The organism is Buchnera aphidicola (Chaetosiphella stipae setosa) (assembly GCF_964059095.1).
Taxonomy (GTDB): Bacteria; Pseudomonadota; Gammaproteobacteria; order Enterobacterales; family Enterobacteriaceae; genus Buchnera_J; species Buchnera_J aphidicola_BP.
Genome location: NZ_OZ060394.1, coordinates 224,583 through 248,876 on the forward strand (window position 1 = coordinate 224,583; position 24,294 = coordinate 248,876).

The following is a 24,294-nucleotide window of genomic DNA, read 5'->3' on the forward strand; positions in this document are numbered from 1 at the left end:
TTTTTTTTTTGATATATCTGTTCAATATAAAAAAATCAAATAATTATATAAAAATATGAAAAATTTTTCTCATACAAAAATTATTATTGCCTTAGATTATTCAAATGAAAGAGATGCTTTACAATTTATTAAAAAATTAGATCCTAAAATTTATAAAATTAAAATTGGAAAAGAAATGTTTCTGTTATCAGGAAAAGTTTTTGTAGAAAAAATTATTAAATTGGGTTTTAAAGTATTTTTAGATTTAAAATTACATGATATTCCAAACACTGTTTCTAAAGCAATTATTTCACTTTCTACATTAAATTTATGGATGATTAGTATACATGTTACTGGAGGAAGAGAAATGATGGAATCTGCAAAATCATCTCTTTCTTATTTTAAGATCAATAAACCTTTTTTAGTTGGTGTAACTGTTTTAAGTAGTTTATCAAAATTAGATATTAAAGAATTAGGTTTTTCTAGGACTATTGATGAAACAGTTTTATTATTGTCAAAATTATCGAAAAAAGTTGGTTTAGATGGGGTTGTGTGTCCTGGAAATTCTGTGAATTATATAAAAAAATCTATTAAAGATAATTTAAAAATTATTACTCCAGGAATTAGAATGCAAGGTAGTTTTTCACATGATCAAAAAAATATTATTACTCCTGAACAAGCAATAAATTATAATATTGATTATATTATATTAGGAAGAACTATTACTTTTTCTAAAAATCCTATAAAAATTTTAGAAAAAATATCTTCATTAATTTTTTCATAGAATTTTTTTTATTAAAATATTTTTTTAAAAAAATTTTATTATAAAGAAGAGGTGAATAGTATCATCTTGAATTTTATAGTTCTAGTATTAATGCATATTCATTATTTAAAAAATTTGTTATATATATTTATTGAAATTGTATAAAATTTTTTTATTTTGCATAAAATGAAAATATTTTGATTATTACTCACAATATATAAAAATTTTTTTATAAAAAAATAAATTTTATTACTGTGAGTAATAAATTTTATTAAAAAGAATTTACATTATTACGAATACATATTATAAATTTTTTTATAAGAATTATTAATGTACAATATATTTGTTGTAATCTTGAATATTTTTTGATTGAATAGAAATATTTTGTGGAAAATAATTTTGCATCAGAAATTTCATAATTTTTTTTATAATATAATCAGATACATTATTAATTATATAAGAAAGATTTATTGTTTCTGTTCTTGAATTATCTAAAAACATTATTTGAGGATTTTGTATTGATGCGCGTTTTGAAGCTTCTTTAATTGCATCATTTATATCACCTATTTTATCTACAAGTCCGTTTTGTTGAGCTTGTGTTCCTGTAAATACTTGTCCTTGTGCTAATTCTTGAATTTTTTCTTTACTAATTTTTGTTCTTGATTTTAAAACTATTTCAATAAATTTTTGATAGTTTTTTTCAATCATTTCTTGAATTTTCTTTTTACATTCTTCAGGTAATTTTTCTAACGGATTTTTTTGTTCAGATGTTGGTGTTTCCGCTCCGTCATATTTAATTCCTAAATTTTTTAGTAAATCTTCGAATGTATATAATATACTAAATATTCCAATTGATCCTGTAATTGTTGTTGCATGTGCAAAAATATAATCTCCTGCAGTAGCAATCCAATATCCTCCAGAAGTAGCTGTTCCTCCCATTAATATTATTAATGGTTTTTTGCATTTTGTAAAAGATACTAACGCTAGTCGTATTTTTTCTGCAACGAGAATATCTCCTCCAGGACTGTTAATAAAAAAAACTAAAGCCTTAATCTTTTCATCGTTTTTTGCAAATTCTATTTGTTTAATTGTTTCATCGATATTAATTGCATTTTTTTCATTTTTATTAGTTGTAAGGATTCCATTAATTGCAAGAACCGCTACATTGTCTTCTTTATTTTCTATGTTTTCAATATCATTGTTGTAACTATACATATCAATATATTGATAATTTTTATTCGCAGTTAATTTAGAAAATTGATCACGTATTATTTTTTGCGCTTCTTCTTCTGAAGCAACAAAATCTACTAAATTTTTATCATGAATATATTGTGTTATGTCTTCTCCTAAAGTATTTATTTTCTCATTAATTTCTTTAAATATTTTATAAGCTTCTACTTTAGAAATATTTCTATTTTTTGCAATAACTGAAATATATTTATCCAATAAATCATCTAATACATAAACATCTTGATCTTTTGTATCTTCTGGAGTTTGTTCTTCTAACATAGGATCTATAGAAGATTTATATTTACCATCTTTAAAAACATGAACATTAATTTTTAATTTTTTTAGTAAATTACCAAAATATAGTTTTTTATGAGAAAAACCAGAGAAAATTATTATTCCGTCTTTTTGTAAAAATATTTGATTAGCAAAACTCGCTAAATAATATTGTTCTTGAGTAAAATTTTTTCCAAATATATAAATTTTTTTTCCTGTGTCTTTAAATTCTGCTAAACATTTTCCTAAATATTCTAGCGATGCAAGACTTGATCCTTCTAAATCTTCTAATTCTAAATAAAGACCTTTGATTTGATTATCTAAAGCAGCATTTTTTAATAATTTTTTTATAAAAAATATAGAATTTTTATTAACATTTTTTGGTGCTGTATTTATTGATATATTAAATCCATAATTTGTAGTATTATCATAATAAGATTCTGATAACGCACCACAAATATGCATTTTTAATATACTAGAAGGATTCAAAGAAAAAAACGTAGGAGAGAAACAATAATTACGTGTTATAAAAAAAATACCTGTAAAAAATATTATTAATAAACAGGTATCTAAAAATAAATTTTTTAAAAACCTAATAAATCTAACAACTGATAAGATTAAATTTATTAATGCATTCCATATGTTATTCATAAAATTCACTTTAAAATGTTGATTTTTTTAAAAAATTTTTATATATTTAAATAATTTAAAATTATTTTTTTAATATAACATATTTAAAATAAAATAATAAAAAATTTTTTGAAAAAATTAAAATTTATTGATATTTATATCAAATAAATCATTATATTTTTTTTTTAAAAAATTTTCTTGGTTTTCCATATTTATCTATTGCAACATAAATGAATGTTCCATAAGTAGATAAATATTTTTTTTTTAATGGTTTTGAATATAATCTTTTTACCCAAATTTCAATTTTTATTTTCATAGAACTCTCTCCAATTTTTACACATTTTCCATAGCAATTAATTATATCTCCTATTGATATCGGATGAATAAAATTAATTTTTTTTGCTTGTACTGTAACTACTTTTCCTAATGATATCTGTTTTGCTAAAATTGCTCCTCCTATATCCATTTGCGACATAATCCATCCACCAAAAATATCTCCGTTTGCATTTGTATGATTCGGCATAGCTAATGTTTTTAATAACATATTTTTTCTTTTTCTAATATTTATATTTTTCATTTTTAATTTACTTCTTTTCTTTTTAAGTTTAATTTTATTATTTTAAATTTTTTATATAAAATGTATATATTTTTGTATATGTAAAAATAGTAAAAAATTATAGAAAAAATACAGTATTTTCATAAACTTGTACAATAATTGTTAACATTATAAATTTAGTAAAAATTAAAAAGCTTTTAAAATGAAAACAATAGAAAAAATAATATTATTTTTTTTAATATTTTCCGAAAATTAATTTTTTTTTTAAAAAATTTACATAAAATTTTTTTACAAATATTTCAACAAAAATGAATTATATTAAAATAAATGAATAAAATATTAATTTTTTAATTTTAAATTAATAATAAAATTATTAATTTATTTTATTTCTGAAATACGAAATAATTTATGAGATTAATCATTTTATTTTTTTAAAAAATATTATATGAAATTTTATTAAAATAATATAAAAAATATATTCCAGTATCATTCTTAGTAATAATTTGATTAAAAATTTTAGAAATATTTTATATATATTTTTTTTATATTTATCTTAAAATTAAAAATACTTTTTTGAAAAAAATTATTTATATTTTTATATTAATCTTTTGAATAAAAATTCATTTTTTATAAAATTAATTTTTTTTTAAAAATTTTACATATTTTTTTAATTTGTGAACGTATTTTTTTTTGATTTTCAATGTTTTTGTTAATTATTGATATTATTTCAGAACCGCATATTATTCCTGAAACTCCTAACTTTAAAATTGATTGAATATCTATGTTATGAGTGATTCCAAATCCATTTAAAATAGGAGAAGAATTATTTTTAATTAATTTTTTTATAATTTTTGTATTTAATGTTTGTTTTTTTTTATTTATTCCTGTTACTCCTTTTCTTGAAACTAAATATACGTAGTCTTTACTATATTTAGAAATTTTTTTGATTAAATGAGTGTCAGCATTCGGTGGGCATATATATATAGAAGAAATTTTATTTTTATTTCCATATTTTCTAAATTCATAAGATTCTTCTATAGGAAGATCTGGAATTAAAACGGAATCTATTCCTATTTTTGCGCAGTTAAAGTAAAATTTTTTTATTCCCATATGAAATATTAAATTTGCATATATTAATAATCCTATAGGAATATTTTTATTTTTTTTTCTGATTTTTTTAATATAATGGAAATATTTTTTCATAGTAATATTATTTTTTAACGCTTGCGTATTAGCTTGTTGTATAATTGGACCGTCAGCAATTGGATCTGAAAAGGGTATTCCAATTTCTAATGCATCCGCTCCAAAAGAAATAACATCGTTAATGATTTCTATAGATCTCTTTAATGTAGGATATCCTAAAATTAAAAAAGGAACAAAACATCCTTTATTTAAAAGAAAATTTTTTTCAAACATATTTTTATATCTGTTCATTTTTTTCCTATATTCTTTTATTGATTATATCTTTTTTTTATTTTTTTTGATATTTAGAAAAATTTTTTATTGTTTTAAGATCTTTATCTCCTCGTCCTGATAAGTTTACAATTATAATTTGTTTTTTATTTTTATTTTTATTCATTAATTTAAACGCATAAGCTAATGCATGAGATGATTCTAATGCTGGTATAATTCCTTCTTTTTTTGATAATATTTTAAAAGCATTGACTGCTTCTTGATCATTTATTGAAACATATTTAACTAATTTTTCTTTTTTTAGAAATGCATGTTCTGGTCCTACGGATGGAAAATCTAAACCTGAAGAAATAGACCAAGATTGATTTATTTGGCCTTCTTTAGATTGTAAAATTAAAGATTTCATGCCGAAAAATATTCCTTTTTCTCCTTTATTTAAAGCTGCACTATGTTGATAATTTTGTGTTCCTTTTCCTGCAGCTTCTACTCCTATCAATGATACAGATTTATTTTTTATAAAATGAGAAAAAATTCCAATTGCATTTGAACCTCCTCCAATACAAGCAATAATAAAATCAGGCATTTTTTTCTCTTTTATAAGGATTTGTTCGCGTGTTTCTTTTCCAATAATTTTTTGAAAATATTTTACAATTGTAGGATAAGGATGCGGGCCTGCAACTGTTCCAATCATATAATGTGAATTTAAATAATTTTTTGACCAATCTCTCATTGCTTCATTACAAGCATCTTTGAGTGTACCATTTCCTGAATGTACTGGAATTACTTTTGCTCCCATTAATTTCATTCTATGAACATTTAAAGATTGACGTTGAATATCTTTAATTCCCATGTATATTGTACATTTTAAATTTAATTTCGCACATATAATAGCTGATGCTACTCCGTGTTGTCCTGCTCCAGTTTCAGCAATAATTTTTTTTTTATTCATCTTTAATGCTAATAATGCTTGGCCTAACACTTGATTTGTTTTGTGTGCACCACCATGCAGTAAATCTTCTCTTTTTAAGTAAATTTTAGTTTGTGTATTTTTTGTGACATTTGTACATAAAGTTAATGGAGTTGGTCTTCCTGCAAAATTTTCTAATAAATTTTTTAAATTAGATTGAAAATTTTTATCATGTTTTATTTCTAGAAAATTTTTTTCTAATTCATTTAAGGCAGGAATAAGAATTTCTGGAACATATTTTCCTCCAAATTCTCCAAAATATTTATTTAATTTATTCATTAATTATCTTCTTTTTTAAAATTTCTGAGAATGTTAAAAATTTTTTTTATTTTCTTTTTGTCTTTAATTCCTATTCTTTTTTCTAATCCAGAATTAAAATCTAATCCAAAAAATCCAATTTTAGATGCTTTTTTACAATTTTTTGTATTTAATCCTCCAGATAAAATAATATTTTTATAATTTTCTTTTTTTAATATATTCCAATCAAAACATTTTCCACTTCCTGGATTTTTATTATCAAATAAATATTTGTTAATTTTTTTGTTTTTTTTATAAAAAAATTTATTTTGATTTACATTGATTGATTTCCAAATTTTTATTTTCTGTCCAATTTTTTTCCTTAATAATGCAATATATTTACTGTTTTCTATTCCATGTAATTGAATAATCTTTAAATTTAATAAAAAAATTTTTTTTAAAATAAATTCTATTTTTTGATTTTGGAAAACTCCAACAAATAATAAATTTTTTATTTGAGTAATTTGAGTAGAAATTTTTTTATTTATTTTACGTGGAGAATTTTTGCAAAAAATTAATCCTCCATAAATTGCGCCATATTTTTTTGAATATTTTGCATCTTTTACACGAGTTAATCCACAAATTTTATTATTTCCAAAGATAATTTTTTTTATAGAAATTTCTAAATTATTAGATTTCATTAAGCTGGAACCAATTAAAAATCCATTTACAAAAGGACTGAGTTCTTTTACTTGTTGATTTGTGTAAATTCCAGATTCACTAATAATAATGCTTTTATTTTGAATAAATGGAGATAAATTTTTAGTTTTATTAATATCAATAGATAAATCATGTAAATTTCGATTATTTATTCCGATAACTTTTACTTTTAATTTTAATGCTCGTTTCAGTTCTTTTAAATTACTGATTTCAGTTAAAATACCAAGATTTAATTTTCGTGATATATGAGATAAATATAAATATTGTTCATCATTAAGAACAGATAACATTAATAAAATTGCATCTGCTTGATAATATCTTGCTAAATATATTTGATATGGATCGAAAATAAAATCTTTACATAAAATGGGTTGTTTAACATATTTCTTTATGATTGGAATATTTTTAATATTTCCGTGAAAATAATTTTCTTCGGTCACAACAGAAATTACAGAAGAATATTTTTTATATACTTGAGAAATTTTTTTTAAATTAAAGTTATTATTAATAAGACCTAATGATGGAGAAGATTTTTTAAATTCTAAAATAAATGTTGGACGTTTAATATTTAAAGCTTGAATAAAATTTCTTGTTTTGATACAAATTTTTTTTTTTATATCTTCTAGCGGAATTTCTAGTTTTTTAAAATCAGTCCATTTTTTTTTTTTATTTAAAATTTTTTCTAATACAGTTTTTTTCATAAATTCTCTATTTTAGATATTTTTTTTATTAGCTGATAAATTTTTCCGCTATTAATTATTTGTAAACTATTAAAAGTGTTCTGTTTAATATTTTTTTTTCCAAAAACGAATAGTAATAATGCAGTATTAATAGCAATTATTTCATTTTCTTCATTTGATCCTTTTCCTTTAAAAATATTTTTTAAAGTTTCAAAATTTGATTTTAAAGAATTTTTTTTAATTTTTTTCTTTCTCCATTTTACGCCAAAATCTTCTGGAGTGAGAATGTACGATTTTATTTTTTTCTTTTGAATTTGTATGATATTAGTTATATTATGTAAAGTAGCTTCATCTGTTTGATCACTGTTAATAACTAAAACGTTTTCATAATTTAATGAGTTAATAACTTTCGCAATTAATTTCATTTTTTTTATATTATATACTCCTATTACACTTAATATAGGTTTTGCAGGATTTAATAATGGTCCAGAAAGATTAAAAAAAGTTCTTGTTTTTAATTCACGTCTTACTGTTCTGACATTTTTATATATAGGATTATATTTTTGTGCATGTAAAAAACAAATATTAAATTTTTTTAACATTTTTTGAGCAAGTTTTTGAGACATTTTTGAATTAATATTAAAATTTTCTAACATATCAGAAGAACCTGCAATGCTTGTAATACTTTCATTACAATGTTTTATTACTTTAAATCCTAACAAAGATGCAACTAAAGCGCTGGTAGTCGAGATATTTATTCCATTACTATAATCTCCTCCTGTACCAACTATATCTGCATATGGTTTATTTGGAGCAGGAAATTTCTTTATATATTTATAACATGCTTTAATAGTTCCTAAAATTTCTTCTTTTGTAATTCCTTTTATTTTCATTGCTGTAATAACACTAGATATTTGAGAATTATTGATTTTTTTTTCACCGATATGGGAAATTAAATCACACATTTCTTGTATTGTAAGATTACTTTTTTTATATAATTTATGGAGAATATTTTTCATTGTGAATACTATTTAAAATATTTTGAAGTATTTTTTTTTTTATTTTTTTTTCAAAAGATTTTTTTATTTTTGTGATAATTAATTTAATTATATTTTTTCTTAATATTAACATATAAATTTTTTATTTAAGAAAATTTTGTTTTTCTAAAAAATATATATCTTTTCTGAAAAATAATCATATTAATAAAAAAATTTTTTCTTAAACAATAGATTTTTTAAAATGATTAAATTAATTTAATTTTGCTAATAATTAATTTAATCAATTGAATATTATTAGCTATAATTATTATATTTTTATTGTGATTATTATATTTTATTTGATAACTATTTAAAATCCCCCCTGATTCTTTAATTTGTAAAATTCCTGGATAATAATTTTGTATTTTGAAATTATTTTCTAATATAAAATCTATTCTTCCAGCTGCTAAATAAGCTAAATCTAAAGGTAAGATTCCAGTGTTTCGCAAAATTACTCCTTGATTAAAAATTTTTTTTAAAATTCTTAGATAAATTTCATTTTTTTTTTGAAAAACATTATCTATCTTAGAAGATAAAAAACTATTTTTTAAAAGAAAAGTTTTTGAACATCGTGTTCTATATCCATTTATCTGAGCTCCATTTCCACGCACTGCAGTAAAAATTTCATTTTTTAGTGGATCATATATAACTGAAAAATTTATTTTATTTTTTATAAAAATTACAATTGAAACACAAAAACAAGGATATCTTTTTTGGAAATTTTTTTTTCCATGAAAGATGTTAATAATCCACGTAGGTTGAAGAAATTTTTTAAAATTTAAATTTTTTTTATAAATAATAATATTGTGTTGTGGATAAAATTTTTTTATTAAATTAATAATAAAATAATTAGTATATTTAATTTCTTTTTTTAGAAAGTTTTGATTTTGAAAATATTGAGATGTTTTTCTATCATAAGCTTGAGTAATATTATTTCCTCCTTTTCTAGCTGCTTGTATAGCAATATTTAAAATAGGATACATATTTTTTCCTGTATGTTAGAATTTAAATAAAAAGTTATAAAAAAATATTTTTTTACAAAATATAGTACTTTAAAAATATTTTTTTTTTCAAAGAGAAATTTCAAGTAAATTATATTTTGAATGTAATTTTCTTAGTATATAATACTATTAAAATAAAAAAAAAAAATTGAAATTTTATACAATTCTGTAAGTATTTTTTTTTAAAAAGAGATTATATGATAATAAAAAAAATAAAATCTATTAAAGGAATGCATGATTATCTTCCCGAAGAATTAAATACTTGGCAAAAAATTGAAATTTTATTAAAAAAAATTTTTCGAAATTACGGATATTGTGAAATTCGACTTCCAATACTAGAAAAAACTCAATTGTTTACAAGATCTATTGGAAAAATTACTGATATTGTAGAAAAAGAAATGTATACTTTTTTTGATAAAAAAAATAATAGTATTACTCTGAGACCAGAATCTACGGCAAATTGCGCACGAGCTATTTTGCAAAATAATCTTTTAAAAAATATTAAACAGAGGTTCTGGTATTTTGGACCAATGTTTCGTTATGAAAGACCACAAAAAGGGAGATATAGACAATTTTATCAATTTGGTTGTGAAATATATGGATTACATGGTCCAAAAATTGAATTAGAATTGATTTTATTATTAAGTCGTCTTTGGAAAATGTTAGACATACATGATCATATACATTTAGAAATTAATTCTATTGGAAATGTTTTAAGTAGAGAAAAATATAAATATGATTTCATAAATTATTTAAAAGTTAAAAAAAAATTTTTAGATAAAGATTCTCAAAATAGATTATATAAAAATCCTTTAAGAATATTAGATAGTAAAAATAAAAATACACAAAAAATTTTAAAAAAAGCTCCTATTTTATTAAATTATCTTGATGAAAATTCAAAAAAAAAATTTGATATTCTTTGTCAGTCTATAAAAGAATTAGGTATTTCTTTTACAATAAATGAAAATCTTATTCGAGGTTTAGATTATTATAATGATATAGTTTTTGAATGGAAAATAAAAAGTTCACAATTAGGAACACAAAATACTATTTGCGCTGGAGGAAGATATGATAGATTAATAAAGATTTTAGGAGGTCCAGATACTCCAGCTTTAGGTTGCGCAATTGGAATGGAAAGATTAGTATCTATTGTCAATAGTAAAGAAAAAAATTTTTCTATAAATACAAAAACTGATATATATATCATATCAACAAATTTAAAAAAAAATATTCAATTTATTAAATATATAGAAAAAATTAGAAATTTTTTTCTTCAATTAAGTATTGTTGAGGATTTAAATGTAGGATCTATAAAAAAAAAAAATATTAGAGCTAGAAAATTTCAACCAAAAATAATTCTTTTTATTGATAATGATTTATTTCAAAAAGAAAAAATTGAAGTGACATATTTTGATAAAAAATGTTCGAAAATTATTTCAATAAAAAAGATTTTTTTTTTATTAGAAAAATTTTTTAAGAAATAATTTTGTTTTAAATTTTATTTAAAAAAATTTTTTAATGTTTTAATTTAATCTTTTATTTACAGGATATTTATGCTATCGCAAAATAAATATAACAAAAATGATAAAATATGGAAAATAATTAAAAAAGAAAAAAAAAGACAAAATGATAATTTATCTTTAATTGCTTCAGAAAATTATGCTAGTTATGCAGTTATGAAAGCGCAAGGATCAATTTTAACAAACAAATATGCTGAAGGATATCCAGAAAAAAGATATTATGGAGGTTGCAAATATATAGATATTATTGAAAATATTGCTATTCGAAGAGCAAAAAAATTATTTGGAGTAGAATATGCTAATGTTCAACCTCATTCAGGTTCACAAGCAAATTTTTCTGTTTATAATGCTTTATTAAAAGCTGGAGATGTAATTTTAGGAATGAATTTATCAGATGGAGGTCATTTAACTCATGGAGCATCAATAAATTTTTCTGGAAAATTGTATAAATCATTTTCATATCAATTAAACAAAAACGAAGAAATTGATTATATTCAATTAAAAATTTTAGCTAAAAAATATAAACCTAAAATGATAATTAGTGGTTTTTCTTCTTATTCTGGAATATGTGATTGGAAAAAATTAAGAGAAATTGCTGATGAAATAAATGCCTATTTACTCGCTGATATTTCGCATATAGCTGGTTTAATTGTAGCTCAGTTATATCCGAGTCCAATAAATTATGCACATGTTGTAACGACTACAACACATAAAACATTATCTGGACCTAGAGGAGGATTAATTTTATCTAATGAAAAAGATAAAATTTTATATAATAAATTAAATAAATCTGTTTTTCCTGGTTCTCAGGGAGGACCTTTAATGCATGTAATAGCAGCTAAAGCAATCTCATTTAAAGAAGCAATGCAAAAAAATTTTGTAAAATATCAAAAACAAGTTTTAATTAATTCAAAAATTATGTCTGAATATTTTTTAAAAAATGGATTTAAAGTCGTCTCAAATGGTACTTTCAATCATTTGTTTGTGTTAAATTTAATTAATAAAGGAATGACTGGAAAAGAAGTAGAAAAATTTTTAGGTTATTCAAATATTATTGTTAATAAGAATTCTGTTCCTAAAGATTGTCAAAATCCTTTTGTTACTTCAGGAATTAGAATAGGTACTCCTGCTGTTACACGTCGTGGATTAAAAGAAGAGGAATGTGAAAAAATCTCTTTTTGGATTTCTTTATTATTAAATAATTTTCAGGATTATAAAATAAGTTTAAAAATTAAAAATGAAGTTCTAAGAATGTGCAATTTATACCCAATTTATTCTAATTTTCAATAGTTATTATTGATTCATTTTTTAGTAAGATTTTTTTTTTATTTTTTTTAAAAAAAATTTAAGAACTATAAAAAGATTTAGAAACAATTAATTTTCAAATTTTTAAGTTTTTTATTTTTTTTTAAAAAGTATTAGAAAATAAAAAAAATTTTGGATATTTTTTATTTTAAAAATAATATTTTTTTATATTTTTGAAATTTTTTTGTGTTAAACTTAATTTGGTATTTTATTTAAATAAAATAATTTTTTTTTAAGTTTAACATAATAATTATATTAATCATAATATAAATATTTTTTATAAGAATATTAAAAATATAAAATATATATTTGTTTTATGTAATTATTTTAAAGCGTTATAAAAAAATTTTTTGTTTATAGAATTATCTTTTAAAAAGAAATTTTTATTTTTTTTAAGATTTTGTTTCTTGAGATTTAATATTTTAAAAAGTTTATTATCTTTTTTTTCGCTTTGGTTTTTTGTAGTCAGCAATTTACAGCCGTAAAAAATTGAATTTGCTCCTGCCATAAAACACATAGCTTGCATTTGAAAATTCATTTTTTCTCGTCCTGCAGAAAGCCTAATATATGATTTTGGAACCATAATTCTAGTCAGAGAAATGATTTTTATAAAATCAAATTCATTAACTTTTTTATTCTTTTCTAATGGAGTTCCAGGAATTTTAACTAACAAATTTATTGGTATGCTTTCTGGAGGTTTAGAAAGATTAGCTAATTCCATTAAAAATTCTAATCTATCTTTTGTTTTTTCTCCTAATCCAATTATTCCTCCAGAGCAAATTTTCATTCCTGATTTACGAATTCTTTTTAATGTTTTTAATCTGCTTTCATATGTTCTAGTAGAGATTATTTTGGAATAAAAATTTTTGGATGTATCGATATTATGATTATAAAAATCTAATCCAGATTCATGTAATTGATTGGCTTGTTTTTGCGTAATTTCTCCTAATGTCATACATGTTTCTAATCCCATTTTTTTAATTTCTTTAATTATTTCTTGTAAATAAGGAATATCTTTATCTTTTGGATTTTTCCAAGCTGCTCCCATACAAAAACGATTTGCACCAGAGATTTTTGTTTTTTTTGCAGCTTTTAAAATTTCTTTTTTATTTAATAAAGGTTGTGTTTTTAATTTTGTTTTATATCTTGCGCTTTGCGGACAATATTTGCAATCTTCTGGACAAGCTCCTGTTTTTATAGATAGTAATGTACTAACTTGTATTTCATGAGGATTAAAGTATTTTCGATGTATAGTTTGAGCTTGATACATTAAATCAAAAAATGGTTTTCGAAATAATTTCTGAGTTTTTTCTAACGTCCAAAGTTTTTTCATATATTTTCCTATAAAATTAATATTTTTAAAAACTAAAATATTTTTTTATATTTTATATATTTTTCACAAAATATATTAAATTTATATTTTCAATATATATTAATATTTTTAAAATAAAAAATTTTAAAGATTTTTTTTTTTGCGAAAAATTTTCATATAAATAATGTAAAAAAATTAAATTTTATTTATTAATAGAAGATATATTATAATCTTTTTTGTTTATCTTTTTAATATAATTTTAATAGTGCTAAAAATAACTGAAAAAAAATTTTTGAAAATAAAAGATATTTTTATTTTTTATAAAAGTTTGTTATTTTTTCAATATTTATTATTTTCATATAAATAAAATTTTTTTAGTATTCTATTTTAAAAAAATTTGTTCTTTAAAAATTTTTTATTGCATAAAAATTTCAATCCATAAAGGTTCTTTTTTTGTTTTGAAACGTTTTCTTATTTCTAATAATCCAAAATTTTTATTTATTTTATAAATAGAAATAGAATTTGATTTTTGTCCAGAAATAATTAAATATTTTCCTTTTTCATCAATGTTAAAACTTCTAGGTTGTATTTCAGTATTATATACTTTAATTAATTTTAACTTTCCGTTTTTTTGATTTATTTGAAATAATGAAATAGAATTTGAGGTTCTTTCGCAAGTATATAGAAAATTTCCGCATGGAGATATATGAATATCTGCTGCCCATTTTTTACCAGAAAAATTAGGTAAAATATCAATTGTTTGTATTAAATGAAAATCTTTTTTATTAAATATTTTTTCTATATTAAATATTGAAATAGTATTATTTAATTCATTTAAAATATATAAATATTTTTGATTAGGGTGAATATCCATATGTCTGGGACCGCTTTTATCTGTATTTTTTATATAATATATTTCTTTTTTTTTTTTTTTTGTAATATTTTTTATATCTTCAAAAAAGATTTTGTCTTCTTTTAGAGATGTAAAAAATAAAATTTTAGATTGAAAATGAAATATAGAAGAATGACATCCTAAAATATTTTTTTTTATAGTATAAATTTTTTTTGGCATTCCATTTTTATTTAATTGATGACAGGTAAGAGAATTACTACTATAAGAACTATTAAATAAATATTTTTCGGATAAATCTAATGAGATATGATTAGGATTTCCAAAAGTTTGTGTTTCTTTAATTTTTTTTAATAAACCGGTTTTTTTTATATGATATGTAATAATTCTTGGATGCTTTCTAACTCCAGCATATATCAATTTTTTTTTATAAGAAATTTTTAATGGTTGGACTTCTCCATTGGTATATATTTCTTGAATTTTAATAATATTTTTTTTTTTTTTTTTAAATACTTCAATAATATTTTCTTTAGGAATAGAAACATAAATAATATATTTTTTCATATTTTTTCTTATGATATTTATAATAATTTTTTAAAAAATTTAAATTTTATTTAAACTATATTTTGATTTATTTTTTTTATAAATCGTATAATCCATTTTATTTTTTCTCGATCTGTATTAAATGTTTTTTTAAAATGTAAAGTATTATCTTTTTTAAAAAACAATTCTTTTGATTTTTTTTTTAAATATTTTGAAAACCATTGTATATTAATATTATTTGGATAAAAAAATTTAATAATTCCTCCAGAAATATTACAGGTAATTTTTTTGATATTAGATTTTTTTGCAAGAATTTTAATTTTTGTAATAAGAATTAAATTTTTTGTTAATTGAGGTAAATCTCCAAAATTTTTTATTAAATCTGATTTGATTAACTTTAATTCAGAGAATGTTTTTGCTAAAGATATTTTTAAATAAAAAGATAATCTCATATTGATATTAGAAATATAATTTTCTGGCAATATTGTAGGAATTTGTAATTCAATTTCAGTATTTTGGCTTAATAAATTTTGTATTGATTTTTTGTTTCCTTTTTTTAAGATTTTTATCGCTTTTTGTAATAAATGCATATAGGTTTCAATACCTATATTTTTAATATATCCACTTTGTTTTTTTCCTAATATCTCACCAACTCCTCTAATTTCTAAATCATGATTAGCTAATTTAAAACCAGCACTAAAATCTTGAATAGAAGAGATTGATTGTAATCTTTTTTTAGAATTTTTAGAAATTTTTTTTAAATCAGAAACTAATAACCATGCATACGCTTGCCGAGAAGAACGTCCAACTCTTCCACGTAATTGATGTAATTGCGATAATCCAAAATGATTTGCATTTTCAATAATTATTGTATTAGCTAAGGGTATATCTAATCCATTTTCTATAATTGTTGTACATAAAAGAATATTAAAACGATTATTAGAAAAATCTTGAATAATTTTTTTTAATTTATTTTTTTCCATTCTTCCATGTCCAATTTTAAAAACTCCTTCGGGGATTAATTTAGATAAAGAATTTAATTTTTTTTCAATTGAATTTACTCTATTATAGACATAATATACTTGACCTCCTCTATTGATTTCTTTTAAAATTGCTTTTCTTATTATGTTTTTATTTTTTTTTTCTATAAAAGTTTTTATGGATAATTTTTGGTCTGGAGGAGTATTAATTATTGATAAATCACGAATTCCTAAAAGTGACATATTTAAAGTTCTAGGAATAGGTGTAGCGGTTAATGTTAAAACATCAATATTATAAAAATTTTTTTTTATAAATTCTTTATGATGAACTCCAAATCTATGTTCTTCATCTATAATTAATAATCCTAAATCATGCCATTTTATTTTATTAAATAAGATTTTATGTGTACCAATTAAAATATTGATGTTTCCATTTTTAATATTTTTTAAAATAGATTTTTGTTTATTTTTTTTCTGAAAACTAGAATAAACTTCAATAGAAATCGAATATTTTGCAAATCTTTCTAAAAAATTTTTATAATGTTGTTGTGCTAATAACGTTGTGGGAACAAGAATAACAACTTGTTTTTGATTACAGCTTGCAACAAATGCAGCTCTCATAGCAACTTCTGTTTTTCCAAACCCTACATCTCCACAAACTAAACGATCCATTGGTTTATGAGAATACATATCATGTAAAACAGAATTAATTACTTTAGATTGATCTGGAGTTGTTTTAAATGAAAAATCTTGACAAAATTTTAAATATTTTTTTTTATTTTTTTTAAATGAAAAACCTGATTGAGATGATCTATTTGCATAAATATTTAATAAAATTGCAGCATTATCAAAAATTTTTTTAGATATTTTTTTTCTTTCTTTTTTCCAACTTTGACTGCCTAATTTATGTAAAGGAGCTCTTTCTTGAGGAACATTATAATATTTATGAATTAAATTCAATGATGAAATAGGAACATATAATTTATCATTGTTTGCATATGAAATGATTAAATATTCAGATTTTATTCCTGATGTTTCTATAGTAATTAATCCTTTATATCTTCCTATTCCATATTTCACATGAATAATTGGTTGATTGAAATTTAAATTAAATAAGTCTTTACTTAAAAATTTAATTTTTTTATTTTTCATACAATTTAAAGAAGGTTAATAATATCATGAATTTTTAAAAATTTTTTTAAAAATAAATAGTTTTTTATATTTTTAAAAAAAATAATATCTTGTAATAATTTTTTAAAAATATAAAATCAATAATAGAATTTTATTTATTATATACAATTTATGTTAATATTAATAAAAAATTTTATATTAAAATATATTTTAAAAAAATAAAATATAAATTAACTATTTATGTTTCATTTTATGAATTAAATATTTTTTAATAAAAAAATTTTATATTACAAATCTTGTGTATAATAGACAAAAAATTATTTTGAAAAAATAATTAAATGATTCTGATACATAAAAAATAAAAATAATTTATGAATTATAAGGAAAATAATGACTATTAAAGTAGGAATTAATGGCTTTGGAAGAATTGGAAGAATAGTTTTTCGTCTTGCTCAAGAGAAAAAAGATATTAAAATAGTTTGTATTAATGATTTATTGAATCCAGAATATATTGCTTATATGTTAAAATATGATTCTACACATGGAAAATTTAATGGAACAATCGAGACAAAAAAAGATTCTATTATTGTAGATGGAAAATCTATTAAAATTACTTCTGAAAGAGATCCGAAAAAATTAATTTGGGGTGATTTATCTGTAGATGTAGTTGTTGAATCAACTGGTTTTTTTTTAACTCGAGTAGATGCAAAAAAACATATTTATTCTGGAGCAAAGAAAGTAGTTATCACTGGACCTACAAAAGATGATACACCAATGTTTGTAAAAGGGGTAAATTTTAATTCATATAAAGGAGAAAAAATTGTTTCTAACGCTTCTTGTACCACTAATTGTTTGGCACCTCTTGCTAAAATTATAAATAGAGAATTCTGTATTTTAGAAGGCTTAATGACTACTGTTCATGCAACTACTTCTACACAAAAAACAGTGGATGGAGTTTCTTTAAAAGACTGGAGAGGAGGAAGAGGATCTTTACAAAATATTATACCTTCTTCTACAGGAGCTGCAGCTGCAGTAGGAAAAGTGCTTCCAGAATTAAATGGTAAACTAACAGGAATTGCGTTTCGTGTACCTACTCCAAATATTTCTGTAGTTGATTTAACATGTCGATATAAAATTTCTGCAAGTTATAAAGAAATTTGTTCTGTAATCAAAGAATCTTCTAAAAATGAAATGAAAGGAATTATTGGTTATATTGAAGATGATATTGTTTCATCTGATTTAAATGGATCAAAATTAACATCTATCTTTGATGCAAAAGCTGGTATTTTATTAAACAAGAATTTTGTTAAATTAATTTCTTGGTATGATAACGAAACTGGATATTCTAGTAAAGTTTTAGATCTTGTTAAACATATTTCAATCTAATTTTATGTTTAAAAAAAAGAAACTAATTTATATAGGTATATATTATTTGATATATACCTACTTTTTTTTTATTTTTTTTTTTTTGAAATATATTTTTTAAAATATTGATTTAACCAATTATTTATTCTTTTCTTTGTTAATTCAGGTTGTCTATCTTCATCAATAACTAATCCTAAAAAATTTTTTTTATCAATTAAAGATTTAGAAGAATCAAAACAATAATCTTTAGATGACCATTTTCCTATTATTTGAGCTCCTTTTGAAGAAACGATATCATATATAATTTTCATTCCATCACAAAAATATTCTCCATAATCTTCTTGATCTCCACATCCAAAGATAGCAATTTTTTTATTTTTAAAATTTATTTTTTTAAGTTCAGGTAAAAAATCATCCCAATCTGATTGAATTTCTCCATAGTACCATGTAGGCACTCCTAAAATTAAAATTTGATATTTTGAAAAATCTTTTTTACAAGATTTAGATATATCGTGTAAATTTGATTTTTCCTTTCCTATTATTTTATAAATTATTTTAGATACTTTTTCTGTATTTCCTGTATCAGTTCCAAAAAAAATTCCAATTTTTTTCATTTTTATAAAATCCTTATATTTTGAAAAAATTTTTATCTTTACATTTCAAAATTATATTTTTTATATAAAATATTTTAAATATATCTTTTATATTTTAAAAAATATTTATAAAATAAAAAATATTTTTTAATATTATCTAGAATTTTTATTCTAATAAAATTATACATGAATGGAATGTTTATTATGAATAATTTAATCTGGTTCAGAAATGATTTAAGAATTCATGATAATAAAGCTTTATATTTTTCTTGTAAAAATAAAAAGAAAAATGTTATAGCATTATTTATTTCTACTCCAGAACAATGGAAAACACATGATATGTCTGGAATGCAAGCTTATTTTATTTATAAAAGGTTAATATTTTTAAAAAAAATACTAAAAAAAATAAATATTTCATTATTTTATAAAGAACTGAAAAATTATAAAGATTCTATAGAATATCTTTTATATTTTTGTAAAAAATATAAAATTAATAAAGTTTTTTATAATTATCAATATGAATTAAATGAAAAAAATCGAGATATAAAAATAAAAGAATTATTAATGTTAAATAAAATTTATATAAAAGGATTTCATGATAATATTTTAATTGATCCTAAATTAATAAAAAATAATTCAGGATTTTCATATAAAATTTTTAGATTTTTTAGAAAAAAATCTTTAAAAATATTTAAAAAAAAAAAAATAAAATTATTTAAAACACCTCAAAAAAGAAAAAAAAACATTATTATTCAAAGTCACATCAAATCTTTCACTTATAAATATAAAATATTTAATAAAAAAATTTTTCCTTTTCAAGATAATAAAATTAAAAAAAAAATTAATCTTTTTTTTAAAAAAAAAATATTTACTTATTTTAAAGAAAAAGATTTTCCTATTTTAAATAATACTAGTCAATTTTCTTTATATTTGTCTTTAGGAATATTTTCTATTAGAAAAATTTTTTATTATATTTTAAATTTAAAAATAAAAAATAAAAAAAATCTTTTAGTTTTCATAGATAAATTATTATGGCGAGAATTTTTTAAACATTTATTTTTTCAATACTCAATTTTATCTAAAAATAAATCTTTTAAAATTTGGGAAAAAAAAATAAAATGGAATACAAATAAAAAGCATTTAAATTCTTGGAAAAAAGGTTTAACAGGATATCCTATAATTGATGCAGGAATGCGAGAGTTAAATATTAACGGATGGATTAATAATCGTGTTAGAATGATTACCGCGAATTTTTTAGTAAAAAATTTGTTTATTGATTGGAAATTAGGAGCAAGACATTTTATGTCAAAATTAATAGATGCTGATTTTTCTTTGAACACTGGAAATTGGCAATGGATCTCGTCAATTGGATCAGATTCTGTTCCATACATTAGAACTTTTAACCCGTATGTTCAATCTAAAAAATTTGATTTTCAAGGAAAATATATTAAAAAATACATTATAGAACTAAGAAATGTTCCTAGTAAATATATACATAATCCCCAAGTTTGGTTAAAAAAAAATGAACCACATTCTAAATATCCAAAACCAATTGTAAAATATGAAAAAGTTAAAAATATTTTTATAAAAAAAATAAAAAAAATAATTAAAAATACAAAAAAATGAAAAATACATTCTTAGAAAATATTGTTAATACAAAATTAAATTCTTCATCATTTACTGATTACACTTATAATGGATTACAAATAGAAGGATGTAAAACAATCAATAATATTATTACAGGCGTCACTGCTTGTCAAAATTTATTAGATCAAGCAATTTTTTATAAAGCTCATGCAATTATTGTTCATCATGGATATTTTTGGAAAAATGATCCTAGTTATATTAAAGGATATATTAGAAAACGTTTAAAAACAATTTTAATAAATAATATCAACCTTTATAGTTGGCATTTACCTTTAGATGCACATAAAACTTTAGGAAACAATGTATATATTGAAAAATCTTTAAAAATTATTAGAAAAGGATATATTAATCCTTATTTATGGTGGGGAATTTTCAGAAAATCTATAGATGGAAGAAAATTATTTGAAATTATTTCTAAGAATTTTCAAAGACAACCAATATATATTCCAGGAAAAAAAAATGAAAAAATTTCTAAAGTAGCTTGGTGTAGTGGAAAAGGACAAAAATTTATTCATGAAATAATTCGATTAAAAATTAATTGTTTTATTACTGGTGAGATCTCTGAAGAAACTACTCATTATGCACGTGAATCAAATATTCATTTTTTTGCAGCTGGTCATCATGCGACAGAAAAAGGTGGAGTAAAACTTTTAGGTCAATGGTTAAAAAAAATTGATAAAAAATTAAATATACAATTTATTGATATTCATAACCCGGTATAAAATATATCTAAAATAATCAATTAAATTAAATTTTTTTAAAAATTTAATTTTCAATTATATAACGAGTAAATATGAAAAAATTAGAATTAAATAAAAGTTTAAATGAATCGTGGATAAATTTTATTAACTATAATTTTATTGAAAAAACATATTCAGATTTTTTAAAAAATAAAAATTCTGTTAATAAATTTTGGAAAAATGAATTTACTATATTTACAAGAAAAAAAATTATAAATAAAGAATATCTTTGTAAAAATATTTTTATTGAAAAAAAACAAAAATATTTAAAGAAAAATATAGTTCGTAAAATATTAAATTTTTTTAGATTAAAAGGATTTCATTATGCTAATATCAATCCTTTAAAAATAAATATGAAAGAAAAATTATCTAAAATTAATGAAATTTTTTTTAAAGTTACTAAAGATGAATTAGATAAAAAAATTAAGTTTCAAATTAATCAAAAAGAAAAAAAATTTTCTAACTTATATTTTTTTTTAAATTGGCTAAAAAAAAAATATTGTCATAACATCGGTTTTGAATTTTCTCATATTAATCAAGAAAAAGAGAAAAAATGGATTCAAGAATATATTGAAAAAAAATGGAATAAAAAGAAAATAAAAAAACAGAAAAAAATAGATATATTAAATGCAATTATTTCTGCGGAAACATTTGAGAAATATATACATTCTAAATATCCTAGTTATAAAAGATTTTCTTTGGAAGGAAATGATACATTAATACCTATTCTATATGAAATTATTACAAAATTTTTACAAAAAAAATTTTCATATTTTTATATTGGTATGGCTCACAGAGGAAGATTAAATGTTTTAGTAAATATTTTAGGAAAATCTTCTAATTTACTTTTTCAAGAGTTTTCAGGAAAAAATATTCATAATTTAAATAATGGAGATGTGAAATATCATTTAGGATTTTATTCAAGAATTTATAAAAATAATTTTAAAAAAGGAAATATCAATTTAGAATATAATCCTTCTCATCTTGAAATAATTAATCCAGTGATTATGGGTTTATCAAAATATAAAAATGATTCTTTAAAATCTAAAAATTTTAAACAAGTATTACCTATTATGGTACATGGAGATGCATCTTTTTCTGGACAAGGAGTAATACAAGAAATTTTAAATATGTCACAAACTCCAGGATATTCAGTAGGCGGATCAATTCACATTATTCTTAATAATCAAATTGGTTTTACTACATCAAAAGTTGAAAATATCAGATCTAGTGAATATTCAACAGATTTTGCAAAATCTATTAATTCATTAATATTACATGTAAATTCTGACGATCCAGAATCTGCTATCTTTGCAGCAAAAATGAGTCTAAATTATAGAAAGATATTTAAAAAAGACGTGTTTATTGATTTGATTGGATATAGAAGAAACGGACATAACGAAGTAGATGATCCATTTGTAACACAACCAATCATGTACAAAAAAATTCAACGTCATCCTACTGTACAAAATATATATATAAAGAAATTATTAAAAGAAAAGATAATTGATAAGAAAACAATAAAAAAAAAAATTTCTCGTTATAAAAAAAATTTAGATAAAGGAAAAAATATTTCACCAAATTATTCTTTTTTAACATTTCAACAAAAAATAAATAAAAAAAATCAAATCAAAAAAAATACAAAAAAATTATCTGATACATTCACAAAAAAATATATACAAAATTTATTTCAAAAAATTAATTTACTTCCAAAAAAAATAACTTTACATCCTCTAGTAAAAAAAATTTATTTAAATAGATTAAACATGGTTAATTTAAAAAAAAAAATTGATTGGGGAGCAGCTGAAAATTTAGTATATGCTTGTTTACTAAACCAAGGAATTTCTTGTAGAATTTCTGGTGAAGATGTTTCTCGTGGAACATTTTTTCATCGTCATGCAATTATTTACGATCAAAAAACTGGAAAAAAATATATTCCTTTAAAAAATAGTATTAAAAACTCCCAGCTTTTTTTAATTGATTCAGTTTTATCAGAAGAATCTGTTCTTGCTTTTGAATACGGATATAGTCTAAGAAATAATAATACTTTAACAATTTGGGAAGCACAATTTGGAGATTTTTCTAATGTTGCTCAAGTAGTTATTGATCAGTTTATTAGTTCGAGTATGGAAAAATGGAATCAAAGTTCAAATATAGTTCTTTTTTTACCGCACGGTTATGAAGGTCAAGGTCCAGAACATTCATCTGCCAGAATTGAAAGATATCTTCAATTATGTTCAAATAAAAATATGCATGTATGTATTCCAACAACCGCATCACAAATTTTTCATATTATATATAAACATGCTTTAAAAAAAAAATCTTTTCCTTTAATAATTTTTTCTCCAAAATCTTTATTAAGAAATCCTATGTCTCAATCTTCTTTTAAAGAAATATATAAAGGAAAATTTCAAAAAATAATATATACTTTCGAAAACTTAATAGAAAAAAATTTTAATAAAATTATTTTTTGTACAGGTAAAATATATTATGAATTATTAGAATCTTATCAAAAAAAAAATATTAAAAATATTTTATTCATACGAATAGAACAATTATATCCTTTTCCAAAAAATCAAATATTAAAATTAATGCATAAATATTTTTTTATAAAAAATATTTTTTGGTGTCAAGAAGAACCAAAAAATCAAGGCGCATGGATATATATTAAAAACGTTTTTGAAAAAATTTCTAAAAAAAATATTCAATATATTGGAAGAAAAAGCTCATCTTCTCCAGCTACTGGAAATATACATATTCATAAACAAGAACAATTAAAAATTATAAATTATGCATTAAATTTATAAATTTAAACGAGATAA

General features: G+C 20.5%; 18 protein-coding genes. 7 read left to right on the top strand and 11 right to left on the bottom strand.

From position 1 onward, the window contains the following. Positions 1 to 55: 55 nt before the first annotated feature. Positions 56 to 763, top strand: a complete 708-nt coding sequence (gene pyrF, locus AB4W52_RS00980; protein WP_367675488.1) for an orotidine-5'-phosphate decarboxylase — start codon at positions 56 to 58, stop codon at positions 761 to 763. 306 nt (positions 764 to 1,069) lie between these two features. Here pyrF and sppA read toward each other — a convergent pair whose 3' ends face one another. The 7 genes from sppA to AB4W52_RS01015 form a co-directional block, all read right to left on the bottom strand. Then, positions 1,070 to 2,896: a signal peptide peptidase SppA gene (gene sppA, locus AB4W52_RS00985; protein WP_367675489.1), complete on the bottom strand. Its 1,827-nt coding sequence runs from the start codon at positions 2,894 to 2,896 to the stop codon at positions 1,070 to 1,072. A 151-nt stretch (positions 2,897 to 3,047) separates the two neighbouring features. Next, positions 3,048 to 3,452 carry an acyl-CoA thioester hydrolase YciA gene (gene yciA / locus AB4W52_RS00990; protein WP_367675490.1) on the bottom strand — a complete coding sequence of 135 codons (405 nt, stop codon included), beginning with the start codon at positions 3,450 to 3,452 and terminating at the stop codon, positions 3,048 to 3,050. 606 nt (positions 3,453 to 4,058) lie between these two features. Continuing rightward, positions 4,059 to 4,865 carry a tryptophan synthase subunit alpha gene (gene trpA / locus AB4W52_RS00995; RefSeq protein WP_367675491.1) on the bottom strand — a complete coding sequence of 269 codons (807 nt, stop codon included), beginning with the start codon at positions 4,863 to 4,865 and terminating at the stop codon, positions 4,059 to 4,061. Between the two features lie 37 nt (positions 4,866 to 4,902). Next, the gene (gene trpB, locus AB4W52_RS01000; RefSeq protein ID WP_367675492.1) at positions 4,903 to 6,090 is read right to left on the bottom strand and encodes a tryptophan synthase subunit beta; all 1,188 of its coding nucleotides are present in this window, start codon (positions 6,088 to 6,090) and stop codon (positions 4,903 to 4,905) included. Next, complete coding sequence (gene trpCF, locus AB4W52_RS01005) at positions 6,090 to 7,469, bottom strand: bifunctional indole-3-glycerol-phosphate synthase TrpC/phosphoribosylanthranilate isomerase TrpF (RefSeq protein ID WP_367675493.1); 1,380 nt, start codon at positions 7,467 to 7,469, stop codon at positions 6,090 to 6,092. The genes trpB and trpCF overlap by 1 nt, the downstream gene beginning before the upstream one ends. After that, a complete protein-coding gene (gene trpD / locus AB4W52_RS01010; RefSeq protein ID WP_367675106.1) occupies positions 7,466 to 8,467 on the bottom strand; it encodes an anthranilate phosphoribosyltransferase in 1,002 nt (333 codons plus the stop codon). Before trpD ends, trpCF begins: the two co-directional genes overlap by 4 nt. Positions 8,468 to 8,691: 224 nt before the next feature. Next, complete coding sequence (locus AB4W52_RS01015; protein WP_367675107.1) at positions 8,692 to 9,468, bottom strand: inositol monophosphatase family protein; 777 nt, start codon at positions 9,466 to 9,468, stop codon at positions 8,692 to 8,694. Positions 9,469 to 9,683: 215 nt separating this feature from the next. Here AB4W52_RS01015 and hisS point away from each other — a divergent pair, with 215 nt between their 5' ends. Together hisS and glyA are read left to right on the top strand one after the other, a co-directional pair. After that, the gene (gene hisS / locus AB4W52_RS01020) at positions 9,684 to 10,970 is read left to right on the top strand and encodes a histidine--tRNA ligase (RefSeq protein ID WP_367675108.1); all 1,287 of its coding nucleotides are present in this window, start codon (positions 9,684 to 9,686) and stop codon (positions 10,968 to 10,970) included. Between the two features lie 69 nt (positions 10,971 to 11,039). Next, the gene (gene glyA / locus AB4W52_RS01025; RefSeq protein ID WP_367675109.1) at positions 11,040 to 12,296 is read left to right on the top strand and encodes a serine hydroxymethyltransferase; all 1,257 of its coding nucleotides are present in this window, start codon (positions 11,040 to 11,042) and stop codon (positions 12,294 to 12,296) included. A gap of 337 nt (positions 12,297 to 12,633) precedes the next feature. Here the strand turns inward: glyA and bioB are convergent, their stop codons facing one another. The 3 genes from bioB to mfd all read right to left on the bottom strand — a co-directional run bounded on the left by bioB (position 12,634) and on the right by mfd (position 17,148). Then, entirely contained in the window at positions 12,634 to 13,644 is a 1,011-nt protein-coding gene (bioB, locus tag AB4W52_RS01030) for a biotin synthase BioB (RefSeq protein WP_367675110.1), read from the bottom strand. Positions 13,645 to 14,038: 394 nt separating this feature from the next. Then, positions 14,039 to 15,037, bottom strand: a complete 999-nt coding sequence (locus AB4W52_RS01035) for a beta-propeller fold lactonase family protein (RefSeq protein WP_367675111.1) — start codon at positions 15,035 to 15,037, stop codon at positions 14,039 to 14,041. A 50-nt stretch (positions 15,038 to 15,087) separates the two neighbouring features. After that, complete coding sequence (gene mfd, locus AB4W52_RS01040) at positions 15,088 to 17,148, bottom strand: transcription-repair coupling factor (protein WP_367675112.1); 2,061 nt, start codon at positions 17,146 to 17,148, stop codon at positions 15,088 to 15,090. Between the two features lie 369 nt (positions 17,149 to 17,517). On the opposite strand from mfd, the gene gap reads away from it, so the two are divergent. Beyond that, positions 17,518 to 18,513: a type I glyceraldehyde-3-phosphate dehydrogenase gene (gap, locus tag AB4W52_RS01045; protein ID WP_367675113.1), complete on the top strand. Its 996-nt coding sequence runs from the start codon at positions 17,518 to 17,520 to the stop codon at positions 18,511 to 18,513. A 68-nt stretch (positions 18,514 to 18,581) separates the two neighbouring features. Here the strand turns inward: gap and fldA are convergent, their stop codons facing one another. Then, positions 18,582 to 19,106 carry a flavodoxin FldA gene (fldA, locus tag AB4W52_RS01050; RefSeq protein ID WP_367675114.1) on the bottom strand — a complete coding sequence of 175 codons (525 nt, stop codon included), beginning with the start codon at positions 19,104 to 19,106 and terminating at the stop codon, positions 18,582 to 18,584. Between the two features lie 183 nt (positions 19,107 to 19,289). On the opposite strand from fldA, the gene AB4W52_RS01055 reads away from it, so the two are divergent. From AB4W52_RS01055 to AB4W52_RS01065, 3 genes are all read left to right on the top strand, one after another. Next, positions 19,290 to 20,711 (top strand): FAD-binding domain-containing protein, encoded by a 1,422-nt coding sequence (locus tag AB4W52_RS01055; RefSeq protein ID WP_367675115.1) that lies wholly within the window; start codon positions 19,290 to 19,292, stop codon positions 20,709 to 20,711. Further along, the gene (locus tag AB4W52_RS01060) at positions 20,708 to 21,454 is read left to right on the top strand and encodes a Nif3-like dinuclear metal center hexameric protein (RefSeq protein WP_367675116.1); all 747 of its coding nucleotides are present in this window, start codon (positions 20,708 to 20,710) and stop codon (positions 21,452 to 21,454) included. Before AB4W52_RS01055 ends, AB4W52_RS01060 begins: the two co-directional genes overlap by 4 nt. Before the next feature lie 71 nt (positions 21,455 to 21,525). Then, positions 21,526 to 24,279, top strand: coding sequence for a 2-oxoglutarate dehydrogenase E1 component (locus tag AB4W52_RS01065; RefSeq protein ID WP_367675117.1), 2,754 nt, complete (start codon positions 21,526 to 21,528; stop codon positions 24,277 to 24,279). Positions 24,280 to 24,294 lie beyond the last annotated feature (15 nt).